This is a genomic window from Bacillus sp. AFS088145 (genome assembly GCF_002564465.1).
Taxonomy (GTDB): Bacteria; Bacillota; Bacilli; order Bacillales; family Bacillaceae_G; genus Gottfriedia.
Window position 1 is genome coordinate 31,194 of sequence record NZ_NUUX01000014.1, and the last position, 18,648, is coordinate 49,841.

General features: G+C 30.9%; 15 protein-coding genes and 3 pseudogenes. 15 read left to right on the forward strand and 3 right to left on the reverse strand.

The window, feature by feature from the left end; genetic code table 11:
• The first annotated feature begins 149 nt into the window (after positions 1–149).
• From COI44_RS11055 to COI44_RS11070, 4 genes are all read left to right on the forward strand, one after another.
• Positions 150–581, forward strand: coding sequence for an FMN-binding protein (locus tag COI44_RS11055; protein WP_098427995.1), 432 nt, complete (start codon positions 150–152; stop codon positions 579–581).
• Positions 581–1,486, forward strand: a complete 906-nt coding sequence (locus COI44_RS11060; protein WP_286163881.1) for an FAD:protein FMN transferase — start codon at positions 581–583, stop codon at positions 1,484–1,486. Before COI44_RS11055 ends, COI44_RS11060 begins: the two co-directional genes overlap by 1 nt.
• On the forward strand, positions 1,476–2,291 hold the full coding sequence (locus COI44_RS11065) for an RnfABCDGE type electron transport complex subunit D (RefSeq protein ID WP_098427996.1): 816 nt from the start codon (positions 1,476–1,478) through the stop codon (positions 2,289–2,291). Before COI44_RS11060 ends, COI44_RS11065 begins: the two co-directional genes overlap by 11 nt.
• A 400-nt stretch (positions 2,292–2,691) precedes the next feature.
• A complete protein-coding gene (locus COI44_RS11070; RefSeq protein WP_098427997.1) occupies positions 2,692–4,020 on the forward strand; it encodes a glycosyl hydrolase family 18 protein in 1,329 nt (442 codons plus the stop codon).
• A gap of 262 nt (positions 4,021–4,282) precedes the next feature.
• Here COI44_RS11070 and COI44_RS11075 read toward each other — a convergent pair whose 3' ends face one another.
• Positions 4,283–5,080 (reverse strand): HAD family hydrolase, encoded by a 798-nt coding sequence (locus tag COI44_RS11075; RefSeq protein WP_098427998.1) that lies wholly within the window; start codon positions 5,078–5,080, stop codon positions 4,283–4,285.
• A gap of 377 nt (positions 5,081–5,457) precedes the next feature.
• Here COI44_RS11075 and COI44_RS11080 point away from each other — a divergent pair, with 377 nt between their 5' ends.
• The 6 genes from COI44_RS11080 to nagZ all read left to right on the forward strand — a co-directional run bounded on the left by COI44_RS11080 (position 5,458) and on the right by nagZ (position 11,660).
• Positions 5,458–6,972 (forward strand): spore germination protein, encoded by a 1,515-nt coding sequence (locus COI44_RS11080; RefSeq protein WP_098427999.1) that lies wholly within the window; start codon positions 5,458–5,460, stop codon positions 6,970–6,972.
• Positions 6,959–8,071 (forward strand): Ger(x)C family spore germination protein, encoded by a 1,113-nt coding sequence (locus COI44_RS11085; RefSeq protein WP_179887088.1) that lies wholly within the window; start codon positions 6,959–6,961, stop codon positions 8,069–8,071. Before COI44_RS11080 ends, COI44_RS11085 begins: the two co-directional genes overlap by 14 nt.
• A 19-nt stretch (positions 8,072–8,090) precedes the next feature.
• Complete coding sequence (locus COI44_RS11090) at positions 8,091–9,194, forward strand: GerAB/ArcD/ProY family transporter (RefSeq protein ID WP_098428001.1); 1,104 nt, start codon at positions 8,091–8,093, stop codon at positions 9,192–9,194.
• Positions 9,195–9,335: 141 nt separating this feature from the next.
• Entirely contained in the window at positions 9,336–9,530 is a 195-nt protein-coding gene (locus COI44_RS11095) for a hypothetical protein (RefSeq protein ID WP_098428002.1), read from the forward strand.
• Positions 9,531–9,584: 54 nt separating this feature from the next.
• On the forward strand, positions 9,585–9,710 hold the full coding sequence (locus COI44_RS24595) for a hypothetical protein (RefSeq protein ID WP_286163882.1): 126 nt from the start codon (positions 9,585–9,587) through the stop codon (positions 9,708–9,710).
• A 306-nt stretch (positions 9,711–10,016) separates the two neighbouring features.
• Positions 10,017–11,660, forward strand: a complete 1,644-nt coding sequence (gene nagZ / locus COI44_RS11100) for a beta-N-acetylhexosaminidase (protein ID WP_098428003.1) — start codon at positions 10,017–10,019, stop codon at positions 11,658–11,660.
• A 578-nt stretch (positions 11,661–12,238) separates the two neighbouring features.
• Here nagZ and COI44_RS11105 read toward each other — a convergent pair.
• Positions 12,239–12,940: an FHA domain-containing protein gene (locus COI44_RS11105; protein WP_098428004.1), complete on the reverse strand. Its 702-nt coding sequence runs from the start codon at positions 12,938–12,940 to the stop codon at positions 12,239–12,241.
• A 161-nt stretch (positions 12,941–13,101) separates the two neighbouring features.
• On the opposite strand from COI44_RS11105, the pseudogene COI44_RS23880 reads away from it, so the two are divergent.
• Positions 13,102–13,338 (forward strand): annotated as a pseudogene (locus COI44_RS23880) (penicillin-binding protein); the annotation flags it as partial.
• 95 nt (positions 13,339–13,433) lie between these two features.
• Here COI44_RS23880 and COI44_RS24140 read toward each other — a convergent pair.
• Positions 13,434–13,610 carry a hypothetical protein gene (locus COI44_RS24140; protein WP_179887089.1) on the reverse strand — a complete coding sequence of 59 codons (177 nt, stop codon included), beginning with the start codon at positions 13,608–13,610 and terminating at the stop codon, positions 13,434–13,436.
• Positions 13,611–13,977: 367 nt separating this feature from the next.
• Between COI44_RS24140 and COI44_RS11110 the strand changes: the two genes are divergently transcribed.
• The 4 genes and pseudogenes from COI44_RS11110 to manA form a co-directional block, all read left to right on the forward strand.
• Complete coding sequence (locus COI44_RS11110; protein WP_142329251.1) at positions 13,978–14,448, forward strand: hypothetical protein; 471 nt, start codon at positions 13,978–13,980, stop codon at positions 14,446–14,448.
• A gap of 137 nt (positions 14,449–14,585) precedes the next feature.
• Positions 14,586–14,961: pseudogene (locus COI44_RS24145) on the forward strand (winged helix-turn-helix domain-containing protein); the annotation flags it as partial.
• Positions 14,962–15,941: 980 nt separating this feature from the next.
• Entirely contained in the window at positions 15,942–17,102 is a 1,161-nt protein-coding gene (locus tag COI44_RS11120; RefSeq protein ID WP_098428006.1) for a murein hydrolase activator EnvC family protein, read from the forward strand.
• Between the two features lie 757 nt (positions 17,103–17,859).
• A pseudogene (manA, locus tag COI44_RS11125) lies at positions 17,860–18,534 on the forward strand (mannose-6-phosphate isomerase, class I); the annotation flags it as partial.
• Between the last annotated feature and the right edge of the window lie 114 nt (positions 18,535–18,648).

Sequence of the window (18,648 nt, forward strand, 5' to 3'; positions counted from 1 at the left end):
TATCCTAAAATGTTAATATAGCTTCTAAAAATTGAACCACCTGAAAAGAAATGAGTTCAATTTTTAGATTAAAAATGCTAATCAATTAAAAGAATTTTAAGATTTACTCATTATAATACAAGCTGAAAAGAAGAACTGGAGGTATTTATATGGGCAAAATGAGTAAAAAATGGGTCACAATCTGTTCAACTGCAATTGGAGCGATTTATGCTACTGGCTATTTTACAACTGATATTCAAGATTCGAATGTAGCATCGCCAAAAACTGAACAGGTCAATCTTCCGTTAAATAAAAATAATATTGTAAAAAAAAGTTTTTATAAAAATGGAACTTTTTATGGGATGGCTTCAAATCGTCGTGGATCGATTCAAATCGCCTTAAAGATAAATGAAGATAAAATTATAGATGTAGAGATAAGTAATTATGGTATGCATTATTCTGAGGATGACATAGTAAATTTACCAAATGAAGTAGTCAATGTTCAAAGTTCACAAGTTCGGAATGTGTCAGGAGCGACATATAGTACACAGGCCTTTAAAGATGCTATTCAAGATGCTTTATTAAAGGCAAGGAACATATGATGAAGAAAATCATAAGAAAAACGAAATTATTCATGGATACGGTAGTTGATATTAAAGTAGTCACATCAAAATCGTTTGATGAAACGGAAGCTTCAATTAATCGTGCATTTGATTTTTTTCAAGAGGTTGAAAAGACATGTAGCCGATTTAGTTTGGAAAGTGAATTAATGAAGGTTTGTAAAAAAATTAATACACCAGTAGCGGTGAGTCCATTATTATTTGAACCATTAAAATTCGCATTAGAGGTGGCTAAATGGACAAATGGAATATTTGATCCAACGGTTGGTCAAATACTAGAAAATGCTGGTTTCAATCAACACTATTTAACAGAAGAGCTTATACAAAATAATACATCTGATATCGTTACTTTCTCTGATATTTCCTTAAATGAAGAAGATAAAACATTACTAATAAAAAAGCCATTAGTGATTGATTTAGGTGCTGTTGCCAAAGGGTTTGCCATTGATCTAGCTGTAAATGAATTGAGACAATTTGATGGATTCATTGTTAATGCTGGTGGGGATCTTTATGCAGGTGGATTAGATGAGTTAGGGAATAAATGGAAAATAGGAATTCAGCACCCACAAAATAAGGAAAAAATCATTCACACAATAGAAATATCTAACATGGCGGTTTGTACTTCTGGAAGTTATGAACGTAAAAGTAATTTAAACTCAGAAATTCATCATATTATTAATCCAAAAAATAAAAAATCACCAACTGAGTTGATTAGTTGTAGCATCATCGCACCATATGCAATGATGGCAGATGCATTTTCAACAACATGTTTTTTAATGGCTAGGAAAAAGGGACTAGCTCTATTAGAAGAAGTTGAATTAGAGGGCATTTTAATTTCATCAGATTTACAAATTTATCATAAAGGAGTGGATAATATTGACTATTAAACAATGGATGAAGTCACCAAAAGGATATGTGATTCAGTCCTTACTGGTTTTACTCTTAATTGCTACAATTGATGATCAAACTAGTAGAGGAGCAATTAACTGTATGATTGCCGTTTTTGTGGCAACAATCACAGATATTTTATGTTGGACTATTTTAAAAAGGAAAAATATTAAGCCATACGGAGCGGTTATTACTGGGATTATTGTCGCGATGATTTTAAGTACAACAACTGCATGGTATGTGATTGTTTTCACTACAATCATTTCAATTTTATCAAAATATTTAATTGTTTTTAAAAGGAAACAAATATTTAATCCAGCAGTTTTTGGTCTATTAATGTCTATCGTCCTTTTTCATACTGAACAAAGTTGGTGGGGAGCATTTGGAGATCTTAAAGGTTGGACAAATATATTTTTATTAATCGCTGGGTATATCGTTGTAAGTCGTGTAAATAAATTTCCAATGGTATTTTCATTTTTAGGAACCTATTTCATTCTTTTATTACTGACTGAACTTTTTCATATTGGAGATGCAGCGGATGCTTTTCGTAGTCCATTTATAAATGCTTCTCTTTTCTTTGCATTTTTTATGCTCACTGATCCTCCTACATCACCAGCCAAAGACAAACAACAAGTTATTTTCGGTTTTATTTGTGCATTAGTAGGAGTAACTATTTATAGTTTATTTGGAGGATTAACCTATTTATTTACAGGCTTGATTGTCGGCAATTTATTTAATCTATTGAAATCAAAACCTTCAATTCAAAAAGTCAAACAAAGGAATCGTTCCTTTCATAATGTATGAATCTAGTAAAAAATGAAAAGTATTAGTTTCTCCCATTACAAATTAAGAAAAATTTCAGGGGATTTCTTAAACGAAAGATGGATTTAAAGTAACGACAGATTTAGAAAAAATTAATGTAAAACGATAATTTTTTTAGTACAAGCTAGCTTAACATGAGCTAGGCTTGTATTTTTTTGTATTTATCTTATGCAGGACACTCCTTTCTAACTAGTTTACTATTCAACAACAGAAACTTTAACTTCAACATTACCTTTTAATGCTTTCGAATAGGGACTAAATACACAAGATAAGAGATTCTTTTAAAATATATCCAATGCATTAATTAAAATTTCAAATTAAGCAAATGATAAAAATGGAAATTTATATTGATCCTATACTCTAAAGACATAAGGTGGTCTACATGCATAAAAGATTTTTAATTATATTTTTTACTTTTTTATTTTTATTCTTACTTCCATCCATTACATCTTTTGCAGTAGTTATATATGAAGTTAAACTTGGTGATAGTTTAAATAAAATTTCTGCACAGTACAAACTAAATGTAAAAACAGTTGCTCATTTAAATGGACTTGAAAAAAATGATAAGTTAGTGATCGGCCAAGCGATGATCATCCCAGGCTCGAGGTATTATGTGAGAGGAAATGAATCGTTATGGGATATTGCTTATAGACATTCGATTAGTGTTAAGCTATTAAAATCCAAAAATAAGCTAACAAATGACAATATAATTCCTGGGCAAAAATTATTTATTCCATCAATTTCAAAAAAGAAAATATGGGCAGGGACTTATTTTATACCTAAAAATAAAAAAACGAATAATTGGATGCTGGACCATTATAAAAAAACGTTAACAAGTATTTTTATTTTTGAATATCATTCAACTAAACAAGGAAATTTGATAAAAGTAAATGAAAATGGTGCGATTAAACAAGCTTGGAAAAAAGGTATAACACCTTATGCGACCCTGACTAATATTAGCGATAAAGGTTTTGATCCAAATTTATTACATAATCTTATAAGTAATAAGATTTTACGTAAAAAACTAATTTCAAATATCTATAAAATGCTAGATCAAAATGATCTTAAAGGAATAAATCTAGATTTAGAAATGGTTAAACCAGGTGACCGAATAGATCTTAATCAATTTATAAAAGAATTATCTGTTAAGCTGCATCGTTCTAAAATGGAACTACTAATAGCTATGCCCCCAAAAGATGCGGATAATAATCCAAGTTACTATAGTGCTTACGATTATAAAACAATTGGAAAATATGTAGATAAGATGTTTATAATGGCGTATAACTGGCATTGGTCAGGCAGTACATCCGGTCCTATAGCCCCCATACAAAATGTGAGAAATTCTTTAAAATATACTGTAAATGTTGTTCCAAGGTCAAAATTATTACTTGGAATTCCTCAATATGCATATGATTGGCCAATAACGGGTGATATCCGAACAGGGAGCGCTATTTCTACTCAAAACGCGATAAATATGTATAAGAAAAATGAAAGCCAAGTCTACTATGATCGAGAGGCCTCAGCACCAGCGTTTCGTTATATAGATAAAAAAGGAACACAGCATGAGGTATGGTTTGAAGACCCTCGAAGTTTACTTGCAAAATTTCATTTAGCAAAAGAATTTAATTTAGCTGGATTGGGGTGCTGGCATATAGGGATCACAATGCCACAAACAGAAGAAATATTATTAAATGAATTTTGGATTCAATAAAATTTTTATTAAATCGATTATAAATATTTTAGAGAAGAGTTTTTCTTTCAAAAATGATGGTAAAAAGATTTTAGATCGTAATAGAGAGTTATGGAGAACGTTCAACGGCAAATTCAAGTTTAGATAATACCAATTTAATAAAATTCTACACCAAAGCAAAAAAAGGCACAGATATTTTTCTGAGCCTTTTTGCTGATTGTAGATTTAGGAATTACTCCTATAACTTGTTAAAATTACATTTTCATATTTTTATAAAAAAACATTAAATCGCAAATGTTTCTTTTGATCTAAGGAGATAACGTTCTATAAATTCAGCTAATCCATCATTTTCATGATGTCCAGTTACAAAGTCAGATGCTGCTTTAACTTCTTCGCTAGCGTTCCCCATAGCCACACCTGTACCAACTTGACGCAGCATTTCTATATCATTTGGTCCGTCACCTATAGCCACTACTTCATTTGGATTAATTCGATATGCACGAAGTAGTTTTTTAATAGCAGACCATTTTGAAACATTTGAAGCAACCATTTCAAAACCGTCATTCCAATTTATGACTTCAGCTTCCTTTTTAAACAAAGCAGATATTTCAATAATTTGATCACTTGTTCGAACACTATATTTAAGAACATCATTATAATTAACCTGTCTTAAGTCACCAATGTATCTTGGTGGAATTTGCCCAACTTTTGTCCAATAATCAATTTCTTCATTCGTCTCCTTACAGTAAAGTCCATTAGCTGTATGGATAATAACATTGCAAGGGGTTTCTGCAGTCAGATGATGGAGTAGTTCTTCGTTCACTTTGACTGCTTCCATTTGTATCATTCTTCCTGTCTCTCCATCATGTATGGCGGCACCGTTCAAACAGATCATTGGAGTTTGTAATCCAATTTCTTTATGGTAGGGAGCGGTTACTTCATAATGTCTACCAGTTGCTAGAAAAACCATGACTCCCTGATTAATGAGCTTATTAATGGATTCCATATTTCGGCGAGAAATGTAGTTTGAGACTGTTAAGAGTGTACCATCCATATCGATAAATACTGCACGTATATTCATTTATTCTGCCCCCTCATTTGAAGTTAAACTCATCATATCATCTGAATATTAAAACCTAGTAAACTCAGTGTATAGATTTATTTAAGAATGATGAGTAGCAAAGAACAGAAAAGAATAACTGCAATTGTGTTTCGAATATGTAATTTTATAAATACTAAAATCTTAATGAACTAGAAAAGTAATTTGCTGTATAGATCGAATTCAGAGTTTAAAGCATTGGAAGGATGTATTAGAGAATTAAGTTAACTAAATTGAATACTTTTATTGTATATAAATTTGAAAGAACGAAAAAATAAAATAGAAAATAAGATGGAAATTCTAGGAAGACTATATTTAATAGTTAGAAAAAAGTAAACAAACTCGATTGGGTGGTCTAAATGCGATTAAAATCAATTGATCGAAATTTAAATGGTCAAAAATCCGAGAAAGAAACGAAGTCTATAGAGTCCATATTTCAACAGGCTGCTAAATCGAGTGATTTCTACCAATTTTCATTTTCTGAAGAACAGGATCTAACTATTAGTTACTTTAAAAGTATGGTAGATGCCGATAAAATAAATAACCTTTTACTCCCGGCATTGCAAGAGAATCTTAAGAAAATTAGTACAATTAATGATGTGAAGAAGTCGATTCCTTTTGAGGATGTCCAATTTACAAATGACCCACTAGATCTCGAAAAAAAATTAATAAAAGGATATGTTATTCTTGAATTCAAGTATTTCAAGCGGTTTTTGACGATAAGCGTAGAAAATACAAATCTTGGTTATCGCGAGAATAATGATACTGAAAATGAATTTAGTGTTATTGGTCCAAAAGTTGGGTTTGTTGAAAACCTAAGTACTAATCTTCATCTACTTCGAAAACACTTAGCTGTACCAGAGTTAGTTTTTGAGGAAATCAAAATAGGCTCAATGTCTAAAACAGAAGTAGTTATTGCATATTTGGATGGAATTACGAATCCAGAATATGTACAAACAGTTCGTCAACGTTTGGAAAACATCGACTTTGACGTTATTTTTGATAATTCCCTTATTGACCAGATTATTTCAGATAACTCAAATACGCCTTTTCCTATTTTTTTATCTACTGAACGGACTGATCGGGTTGTATATGCAATGATTAATGGGCAAGTTGCTATCCTATCGAATGGATCGCCTTACATTATTACAGGACCAACCACTATATTGGATTTTTTCATTTCCCCTGAAGATTATTATCTAAATTGGGTACTAGGATCATTTTTTCGAATCATTCGTATAATGAGTGTTATTTTCTCATTGTTTGCTACACCAATATATGTAGCAATCTTAACATTCCATTATGAAGTTTTACCTGATGATTTATTGCAACCCCTCATTAGTTCAAGAGCTCACGTTCCATTTCCCCCGATATGGGAAGCCATTTTTTTGGAAACTACTATTGAACTGTTGAGAGAGGCAGGAGCTCGCTTACCGACAAAAATTGGACAAACACTAGGTATTGTAGGTGGTATTGTAATCGGACAGGCATCTGTCCAAGCAGCACTAACAAGCAATATTTTACTGATCATTGTATCACTGTCTGCACTTGCTTCTTTTACAACGCCTATATTTAAAATGTCAAATGCAATTCGACTTTTGCGGTTTCCACTTATTTTACTTTCAGCATTTATGGGCGGGTTTGGAATAATAATAGGATTTGTTCTTCTGTTAGGACATTTATTAAAGCTTAAATCATTGGGAAATCCATATATGGTTCCTTTGTATCCTTTTAGAATAAAAAGCTTTAGCGATAGTTTTATTCGGTCATCCTATCAGTTTACAACCACTCGAAGTAGATTTTTGAGACCACTTTCCCTAAAAAGATATAATCCTAATCAAGTTAAGGATGATCGTAATAATGAAAATGAATAGTATAAATCGTAAAAAACTATGCTCTTTTTGTGCTTTTTTTCTATTATTGTTGTTACTATCAGGTTGTTCTTTTCCACGGCAAAAAATTATTGATGAAATACAAATTATATCAGTATACGGTTTTGACAAGGTCGATAAACATTTTGTTGGAACAGCACTTTATTCTGATTTTACTGATGTAGCAAACAAAGGGAGCAATCTCTTACAAGGTAATGGTAAGAAATCACTAATAATTAAACAAGCTTTAAATGAACAATCCCCAAAACCGATTGAAATGGGGAAGTTGAACCTTCTGATCTTTGGAAAAGAACTAGCTGAAAATGGGGTATCGTATTTTGTTGAGGCAGTTTGTAGGGATCCATTGATTGGAAGTAATGCAATATTGGCTGTTTCAGAAGAACCAGCAGGAGAATTATTAAAGAAAAACAAAGAGAAAGACAGCAACTATATCTATAAATTAGTTGAACAAAATTTTAGGACTCAATTTGTGCCGCTACCAACTTTGCATAGTTTTTTATTCGATTACTATGGAGAAGGTAGAGATGCTTCAGTACCTTATATTAAGATAAACCAAAAAGAGAATATTGAGGTAAACGGGCTAGCAGTATTTAAGAAGGACAAACTTGCTCTTACCTTAAATCCTAGAGAAAGCTTACTGTATAAAATATTAAGAGGAAGAGTAATTAGAGGACAAACAGAAATCAATATACAGAAAGGGAAAAAAATTGATTCTGCAATATTAACGATATTAAATGGGGACGAAAAAAGATTAATTAAAGGCAATAAGGCAAAAACAAAAGTGAAATTTGATATAACTCTAAATGGGATGGTAAAAGATTATCCAGAATGGCTAGATTTAATGAAAAGAGAAAATAATCTATTTTTAAACAATCAATTAGAAAAACAAATGAAAGAAGATTTTGAAAAACTATTATTAACCTTTCAAAAACATCAAGTTGATCCTTTAGGTATAGGTGATTTAGCAAGAGCACACTCGAAAAAATGGTACGAAAAGGAATTTTATGAAAAGGTGTATCCAGCTATTGAATATGATGTGAATGTAAAAGTAGTATTATTTCAATCTGGGATTGGCGAGTAAAAAGTGGAGGAGATCGTCTATGGGTAAACAATTAAAAGAAAGTCTGACAGTATCTCCCTTTTTTTTATTTTTTCTTATTCATTGTACCCAAACAGGTGTTGGCTTGCTGAATTTTCAAAGTAATATCGTAAAAGGAGCCGGACAAGATGCATGGGTTTCGGTTTTAGTAGTTGGTATTTCTTTACATATCATTATTTGGTTAATGTATTATTTGTTAAAGAAATCAAACAATGGAGATATTATGTCTTTACACCAACAATTATTTGGGAAATGGATAGGGAATATATTAAATACTTTTTTTTATGTTTACATGCTTTTAGTGATTACAACGATCATTAGGTCCTATATAGCAGTTCTTATTACTTGGGTTTTTCCATATTTTCCAATTTGGCTTTTATCATTTATTATGCTTTCTGTTATCACCTATTTGGTCATTGGGGGATTTAGAGTCATTACAGGAATCTGTTTTTGGGGAGTAATAATTCCTTCCATCTTATTGTTAACATTTTACTTTCCATTGAAATATGCTTATTGGACAAATTTATTACCAGTTTTTAATCATAGTATAGGTGATTATTATGTTTCAGCAAAGAATTGTATTTTGATGTACTCTGGACCTGAATTTTTGCTTATCTACTTTCCATTTATTAAAAATAATCAAAAGTCTCAAAAATGGGCACATATTTCACAAGCGTATACAATCATTTTATACTTATTTATTACATTCGTTTCATTTGGTTATTTTAGTCATGGACAACTTAAACATATAACTTGGCCAACCCTTATGATGTCAAAAATTATTCGCTATCCATTTATAGAAAGATTTGAATATGTATATATATTTTTATGGCTCTTAGTAATACTTCCGCCTTGCTGTATGGCATTGTGGGGAGCGTTCCGAATTTTAAAAGAATCATTTAAATTTAAAACTAGAAAGTCTTTATGGTTCTCAATAATTATTGTTCATTTCATGGTGATCAGTGTCAAAAGTAAATTGGATGTAGAGAAAATAGGGACTTTCATGACATATGTCACTTCTAGTTTTCTTTATTTTTATATACCAATTTTGTTTTTGATTGTTCTCATTTTTCAAGCTTTTAAAAAAGCTGATCAGATTAAATAGCAGAGCTTATTCATTTGTGAATTGCTCTGCTATTTTATATATGTAGTTTTTAGATAGTCACAACAAATCATCATTAAAAGTTAGTTATCTTAGCGTTCTTTGAATTATTATTTCGAAATTGTTTCACCTTGTGATGGGGAAATGGCATTTATTGTCACTTCAGCTGAAAATGCAAAGGAACTTTCAAAAACACCATTTTTTATCGATGGAGCAGGTTATTATACAAGTGGTATCTCTATTTCTCAATCAGAAATGGTCTTATTTCACCAATTAAAAAGTCTGCTGGAGATGCTTTTAAAATGGCAAGGATTACAACAGAAAATGTGGATGTTTTAGGAATTACGATTTTTATACAACCGCTGTTATGATCGCAATTGAAGATATGGGATTTTGTCCAAAAGGCTCATGGGGCAATTCGTAGAAGAACATGATTTAACGTTTAAAGAGGATTTCCCTGTCAATACGAGCGGTGGACAATTATCTTATGGACAACCTGGTGGGCAGGTGGAATGGTAAATGTAATTAAACTAACCAGTGAATAGAAATATGTAATTACTGGAGATAAGGACAGTAAAAATTAGTTAACGTTCGTTCTCAACCTATTATAACATTATTCATGGGTAAGGAATATTTGTACTTATTTATAGCATATAGAAGGAAATAGAGATAATCCTTTTTTTAAATCATTTTTGGAGAAAGATTATATTTTCGTTAAATCATTGAACTGTTACAAAAAATTTATAATTTAGAAACATTTATTTGCTATGATTTGATAAAGGTCAATATTGACATATACATCATATTGAATTTAGAGGTGAAAATATGAAAAACAATATTAAAAAATTATCAATGATTGCGATTAGTAGTTTCATATTGTTATCTGGTTGTTTAGTAGTTAAGGCTCAGAAAAATGTAAGTGTTTCAAAAACTGACCCGATACTAACTGAGCTTAATAAACTAACTCTTAAGGAAAAAATCGGACAAATGATTATCGCAGGTTTTGATGGAACAACATCAAGTAATGCAGATACTCTTTTAAAAAATTATAAATTAGGCGGCGTAATACTTTTTGGAACTAATATAAAAAGTCCAAGTCAATTAGTAAATTTAACAAATGACATTAAAACATATAATAAAAATAACAAGGTACCTTTGTTTATCTCTGTCGATCAAGAAGGTGGTAGAGTAAATCGAATGCCTTCAGGGTTTTTAATTACACCTTCTGCTAGAACAATTGGAAATAAAAATAATATGCAATACGCATATAATATAGGTAATATGATTTCAAAAGAGCTCTCATCCTTTGGATTCAATACTGATTTTTCACCAGTTTTAGATATACAAAGTAATCCAAAAAATACAGTAATTGGAGATCGTTCATTTGGAACAAATTCAAGTATCGTTTCAAACATCGGTACGGGAATGATGGATGGGATTCATAAAGGAAACACAATTCCTGTTATTAAACATTTCCCTGGACATGGGGATACGTCAGTAGATTCTCATTTAGACCTTCCTATAGTGAATAAAGACCTATCAAGTTTAAAAAAATTTGAGCTAGTTCCATTTAATAATGCAATTAAAAATCATGCGGATATGGTAATGGTCGCTCATATAGTAGTAAAAAAGGTAGATTCAAAGTATCCAGCATCTATGTCAAAAGCGGTGATAACTGATTTGTTACGAAAACAATATGGTTATAATGGGGTAGTCATAACTGATGATATGTCAATGGGAGCTATCGCTAAACACTTTAACTTAAGTAACGCAGCAGTAACCTCAATTAATGCCGGTAGTAATATTATTTTGATCGGACATGGAAATGAAAATGTTAAAACCATATACAATAGCATTTATACAGCCGTTAAAAATCACAAAATATCAGAAGACACAATAAATAAAAGTGTCTATAAGATTCTAGCTTTAAAACAAAAATATAAACTTAACAATAATAAAGTTCAACCTGTCAATGTTACAAATTTAAATAAACAAATAAAAAAAGCCGTTACTTTTAACAATGAAACTAGTAATAAACAGTACTTACTTTTAAAAAATATCTCATCTAAGGCGAATGAAGGAAAAATTATCAATGCAGAATTTAATGTGATAAATTCGAATATTGACTTAATAAAGGAAAAATGGGGAAAAGAAGACAGTAGTGTATATGTGGCCGCTGCTAAAGGAACATATAATACTTACTCAAAGAGAAACGTAGTTGTTGGATTTCAAAAAAGCCATATAATATTTGAATTACGTTCTTTTGATCCTCAGTTAAGATCGTTAACGATTAATAATATAAAAAATTATTTTGGTTCACCTAGTTCCGAAGTTACTACCTCAAATAACGAAAAAATAATAACTTATTCAATTGGATCTAATAAGCTTAAATTTGTTTTTCCTTTAAAGAAGACAAATATTGTATTGGATCATTATTCAATTTACAATCCTAATAATGTTACTAAATAATATGAGTAATTAAATTATTGGTATGTAAGTTGAAATAACCACTTTAAACCTGTTCCTATATCGGAGCAGGTTTTTTATGTTACTGAATTTGTTTTGTTTCCATTCCTATTAATTGATAACTAAAATGAATCATTACTTTATCGAACTGTGAGTCTACAAATATTTTTAATTTTAAAATGTTAGTGTTTTGTTACCAATGTGATATTGAGTAAGAATGCATGAAGTAATATCTTTACATGAGTACATAATTTTTTAAAAGAAGATTTTAATTTAATTAATGTGAAATAGGGTGAATTGTAATGTTTTATTTATTATTAGGTGTTGGAACTTTATTAGGGTACTTTCTGTTAATTCTTCCCGTATATGTATACGCAATAATTCTTGTAGTGGGTTCATTGTGTTCTTTTATTGCAATTTATATTGAATTAACAATTTTAGAAAAAAAAGTAAGAGCTAATTTAATATAAGCGATCTAATTAATCGAAAAATAAGTAATGCTTTTAGTTTATTATTATAACTAAAAAGAGTGTAGAATTTTAAAAAATTCTACACTCTTTTTGTTTTATATCTTTAAGCTATTAAATATCCTCTAGTTCAAACATATAACCATATCGAGGGACAGAAACTATCTTTTGACCGTATTTACCTAATTTCTTACGTAATCTATATAAAAGGGTATTAATTTCTTCTCGTCCTACATCAGGCTGCTCAACGTCATTCGTAATTCGTTCCGGCCAAACATTTATTTTAATTTCGTTATAGCTAACTGCGCTATTGGCTCTTTGATATAACAATAAAAATAATTCTGTATCTTTACTAGTTAGATGGATTCTTACGCCATCAATTAAAATTTCTCTCTTAACTACATTCACAGTTAAACCATTGAAATCGTTTAGGTGTTTATCTAAAACTAATGGCATATCAAGTGTGTCTCCAAGGTTCTGCTCTGATAGATTATGAAAAATAAGGACAGCGGCACCACTTGCAAGACTTATACAATCGCCATCACGAAGGAAAAATGGTTTATTTTTTTCTATTAAAATATGATTTACTTGTGTTCCATGTTTACTCATGAGATCAACGATTGTGTAATTTCCCTCTTTATCGAAACTAATTAAAGCATGTTTTCTTGAAATATATTGACTTGTAAAAGGAATATCTGGGAAATCATCTCCCCATGTACGCCCTAGCAATGTTTCATTTAAGGATATAGGAATTCTATTCAGGTTTGTGGCTGTCTCTCCTTGTTTTATAGAAAGATACACGTTTTGAATACTCATGTAGTTACTCCTTTGAAAACTAATCTAGTTAAACCAAAAAAGAGTATATCATATGCAACTAATTTGTAAAGATAATTGATTATTTATTTTGTCTTCTATAAGGAAAGAAGCAGGAACTAGATTAATAACTTTTAAATAATAAAGATTATAAAACAGGAACTGCCAAATCTTTCTATGGTGGAGCAGATTATAAAAAATACAAGGTACTTCCAGAAAATATTAATTTAACATTAGTAGGTTATGCACCTTATGATAATCCAAAAATTGCTTTTTCAGTAGTTGTTCGATGGATGGAAAGTGATCAGGCATCGGTTGCTAAATATAAAGGGCGAGGAATCTTAGACGAATATTTTAAATTAAAAAAAGATAGAGCGTTTTTTAAAAGAATAAAAATTTAATATTTAAAGCGATAATTTGTCAATGTAAATTGTAAAGAGCTAATCGTCAGGTATTCGATTAGCTCTTTTTTCTGTTAATTGAAGCATACTTATAATTACTTCAGCTTAGGATTTTTATTTAGCATCTCAATATTTTCATTTCTTTCTCCGCCATCAGAAAGGTCTTCAGAAAATTCATGTTCGGCTTTCTTACCTAACATGAGTTCAGAAGTACGTATTGTGCTAGATGGCAAATTATTATTCGCTGCTGCTTGCTCGTTCCATTTACTCATTAATATCACCTCTTAAGTTTAGTATTGGAATTTGTTCATGTATTTATTTAGAATCGTGTAAAGAAATGAGTATCTAGAGGAGACTCAAGGTTTATCCAGGAGTTAGAAATATGGAGATGTTTGATTTTCTGGAGTTATTCATTCTTAACCGTCTAGATGACACTGCAGCGGTATAATCCTCAATATTCTTATAGTTCTCTACTAGTTGGATTTGAGCAAAGGATGAGCATAGATGGAATATTTTTTTCTAATTGTTTTTTACTGAATTGTACATTCTTTTGTTAGAATACTTTACCAGTTGTCTCATATCGTTTAATAGAGGGACACGTAGTGAATGAATTGTGTTATATGGAAGAGAGGATGCTAGATGATGAAACGATTTGCAACGTATTATCCATATGAACAAAAATTAGTGATTGATGGTCATCACAAACTCATTCAAGGGGAAACGACAAATGGACAATCGTTTGTTGATTCAAGATTCATGTTCGCTCATTTGGCCAAAGAAATAGGAAAGAAAGTTGTTTTTGTTGGGTTCGGAGTAGGTGTAGTAGGATTACTGATTCCAACGAGTAAACTCTTCCTATACCCAGTATATATAATCATAGAGAATGCTTACTACCATGTAATCGATTGGGTGCATTATGATGTTGGGCAACATATTCATCACTTATCATCAATGAAAATCAGTTCGGGTCACTATATTGCTACGATTGAAGCACATCAAACACCAAGTAGTCCGCTTGCAAAAGACAGTTATTATCTCCTTGAGAAAATCGATGGAAAAATGAAAAATCATTTCGAAGGGGTTAAAGATTTTCTGGAACGAAATAAATGAAGAAAAAACTCCTTGCCTTGTTGAGGAGTTTTTTATATTCCCTTCCATATGAATGGTTTAGTTGAGGCTATAAACAAGATTATATTTGTTTTATAAACCACACAATTATATAATTGTGTGAAAAAAGGGTACGGATTATATCGATTAATTCACTCGAAAACTATCCGATGAGTTGGAAGCCATCGATTGATAAAAATAAAAAGCGCATTTACCAGGCAATCGCAGGGCGATTGGAAAAAGATATTTTAAAAGGAGTTTTATTACCTGGACTAAACTTCCCCACAGCGTGAACTGGCGGATTATTTAGATTTAAATTTTAGTACGATTTCAAAAGCGTTTAAAGTATGTGAATTGAAGGGTTTGTTAAGTGCATCAGTGGGAAGTGGGACATTTGTATATTATGATGCTTTATCGAATGCGTATTTACTTGAAGATACTAAGCGGAAGCATTTAATTGAAATGGGTGCAACACTACCTGATAATGATTCATACGAACCATTACTACTTCAACTTGTAAAAAAGCCTATGTGGATGGCGGGACAGGCCAAGGTAGTAGCAGTCTATGATCGTCCGTTCTGGAGAGAATTAGGACTTTCTGGATATGTATTGAGTGCAGTTGGTCCCTTAGAAGAAATATATGATGCTTCTCCTATTCAAGGATCTGGTGCATTATTTGGTTTCTTCGGAATGCCTCCAAAAGCACGTAAAAAAATGGTCAGGATAAAGTTTTAAAATTGGTTGTTGACCAATTAGTTAAGCTTTTTGGAAGTGAAGCTAATACCGTAAAGGATATTTTTTATTAAGATTGGTCCATCGATTCTGAAACCACTGTTGATGAGGATTTAAGTCCTCTTAAAAATTACCTGAGTTATGGTCCACTACCAGTAGAAGGTGTGTGGGAAAAGAAAATTTTTTTTTGCTGGTACAGAGACGAATTCAGAATATAGTGTACATCTTGAAGGTGCTCTTCAGTCATCTGAAAAGGCTGTTAGAGAAATCATTCAATTAAATGTTCAATAAGTACCGAATTTGACCTCAATTAATGGAGTTCGCCGAAGTTGGTAACCAAGAAATAACGGAAGAAACGAGGATAGATCGTCTAGTTATTCTCCTCATGTAAAACAAAATATCGAGCGAAAGGAGTACGGTAATGGATTTATTCTTTGATCACCTTGTTTGGTTCTTTAAGAAACCAGAGAAAGCAATTTTACCTTTAAAACAAAGATTTAATGGTGATCCAGTTACATATTTATTTTAGAAAAAAGTGTCAAAGTCTTGGTGTGATGCCGGTTTGACGCTTTTTTTATATGTTTCTAAACAGTTCTCACTGACCCAGGTAATTTATACAAAAAGAGACATTTGCAATTTTATTCAGCATAGTGCTGCAAAGAGTTTGTAAAAAACTTGTAAAAAGAGTGTAGTCTAATTTGCATAAAATTGTTACATTTCTAAGTTAACATATATAAGTATATGTCAAGCTTAGGGAGATAACGATGAAACAAATTATTAATAAATTAATATTAGTAGCTGCAAGTTTATCATTTACTTTACTTCCAAAAGGTGTACTTGCAGAGACTATACCAAATACAAAGATTAAGAGTATTCAAGATAAACGAGTGAAAGTTCAGGAAGAAGCTCAAAAAGCGAAAAATGAGATAGATCAATTAAAAGATCAGCAAAAATTGTTAGTAAACTCGTTAGATACAATTAACTCATCAATTGAGAATGCAAAAATAAAGATGAGCCAAAAAGAGGCGGAAATAATCAATGGTAAAAAAGAAATAGAAGATTTAGAAGTTGAAATAGAAAAATTTCAAAAACGTTTAGATCAACGTCAAGTAATCATAAATAATCGTTTAATTACAATACAAAAATCAGGTGGAAATAACTCATATTTAGACGTTATTTTTGATGCAAAAAGTATTGGTGATTTAGTTCAACGAATAAATGCAATTGGTAAATTTATGAATGCTGATCAAGACATTGTTAAGGAACAACAGAATGATCTTGAAAAAGTTGAATTAAAAAAGAAAGACTTAATGTTAACTCAAATTAAATTGGAAAATGATAAAAAAGATCTTCAAAATATAGAACGTACACTTGTTAATCAAGAAACACAAATGAAGGCTATATTAAGCAAACTTAAAGATGATGTAAATGATAAAGAAAAGGATATTTTGAGTTTAGAAGAACAAGAAAACTTATTAAAAGAACAAGAAAAAGCAATAAAAGCTGCTTCAAGTAATTCAGGTAGTAATTTTACAAGACCAGCAGAAGGGTATGTATCTTCAGGTTTCGGATATCGATCATTTGATCATGAAACGCATAATGGCGTAGATATTGCTAAAAATGGAAGCACACCGATTGTCTCAGTAGCAAATGGCGTTGTAATACGAGCTTACCATTCATCTAGTTATGGTAATGTTGTCTTTATTACACATAATATTAAAGGAAAAGTATTTACATCAGTTTATGCTCACATGCAAAAGTATCAAGTCTCAACAGGGCAAACTGTTTCAAAAGGACAAAAAATTGGAACGATGGGCAATACGGGTCATTCTTTTGGTCAGCATCTTCACTTTGAATTACATGATGGACAATGGAATGAAGCAAAATCAAACGCTGTTAATCCAGCAAAGTATATTAACTTTTAAGCTTTTGTAACATTATATATAGTGATTTATCAATATTTATAAACAGCCTATTTTTAGCTAGGCTGTTTTTTGGTTTTGGAAAGAAATGTACACCGACATAAATATGTTTACTCTTAATTATATAATTACGTTGGTATATCAAGGGTAGGTAACATATTTATGTCGTTGGTTTGCGACACAAATGTGTTTACTCGAGAAAAGTGCGACACAAATGTGTTTAATTGAAGTACAGTTCATTTTTTTCCAAAAACGACACAAATCTGTTACTTCAGAAAATATTTCCTATAATTTTAACTTTGATTTGATGTTTTATTTAATAAATAATTTTTTAGGAGATAAGAAACAACATACGAAGATTTAGGATTCCAAAAGGGAATTAAATTTCTAGTAAATATCAGAGCGACAAATGCATTTTTTAACGTAGGTTATTTAATCAATGAAATAATGATGGATGCAGAGTTTGTACCAACAATTGAGATTAATGAAGAAGATGTGAGTGGCCAATGAATGGCTTTTTTAGATTTTTTTAAAATTTCTATTTATAAGTTTTTATCTCTAAAAAATCATTTGGTATATCTTCTTCACCTCTGTATTCAATACATTTAATATTAAAATGTCTATTGTAAGGATATCTGGGATCAGCCTTTTGTTGTATTGGTAATGAATCTAGATATTTCTCCCAATTAATTTTTCTATCCGCGCACCTAATGAATGTGAGCCACTACTGGATTTAAAGTGAAAATCTCATTTTAATTTACTCACTCTACAAGTTCATCCTGAAGATTCATATGCAAAAGTAAATGAAAATGGGGATCTTGGAAAAACAGAATGTTGGTACATTCTTGACTGTAAAGAAGACGCACATATGATATTTGGCCACAATGCAAAACAAAAGAAGAACTAATTAGCCAAATTGAAGAAGGCCAATGGTCTAATTTACTACGCAGAGTAAAAATTAAGCCTGGTGATTTTTTTCTATGTACCAAGTAGAACCATTCATGTATTATGTGAAGGTACTCTTGTATTAGAAACACAACAAAGCTCTGATACAACTTATCGCGTATACGATTATGATCGAAAGGACCATGAGGGAAATTTAAGGGAGCTTCATTTAAATAAAGCAATTGATGTCACAACAGTTCCCAATCAAGAAACAGTAGTGGATTTTAAAACGGAACAAAAAGAAAATATCAAGATTAATACATTTGTAGAATCAGAATTTTTCACTGTATATAAATGGGACATTACTGGTGAAACACATTTAACTTATAATGATCAATATTTATTATTTAGTGTTATAAAAGGAAATGGAAAACTAATCCACAGCGGTGAAGAATATATATTATCAAAAGGATCAAACTTCATCATTCCGGTTGGATTTGGGGAGTTTGTTTTAGATGGTGATTGTGAATTAATTGTTTCACATACTTAAGTGCATTTGAATAGTGGATAAAGAATCAGGTCGATTGCTCTGATTCTTTTTTATTTAGATATACTAATTCTAAATCTGCTTTAAAAATTTGCAGGGGTAAGAAAATGACCACCA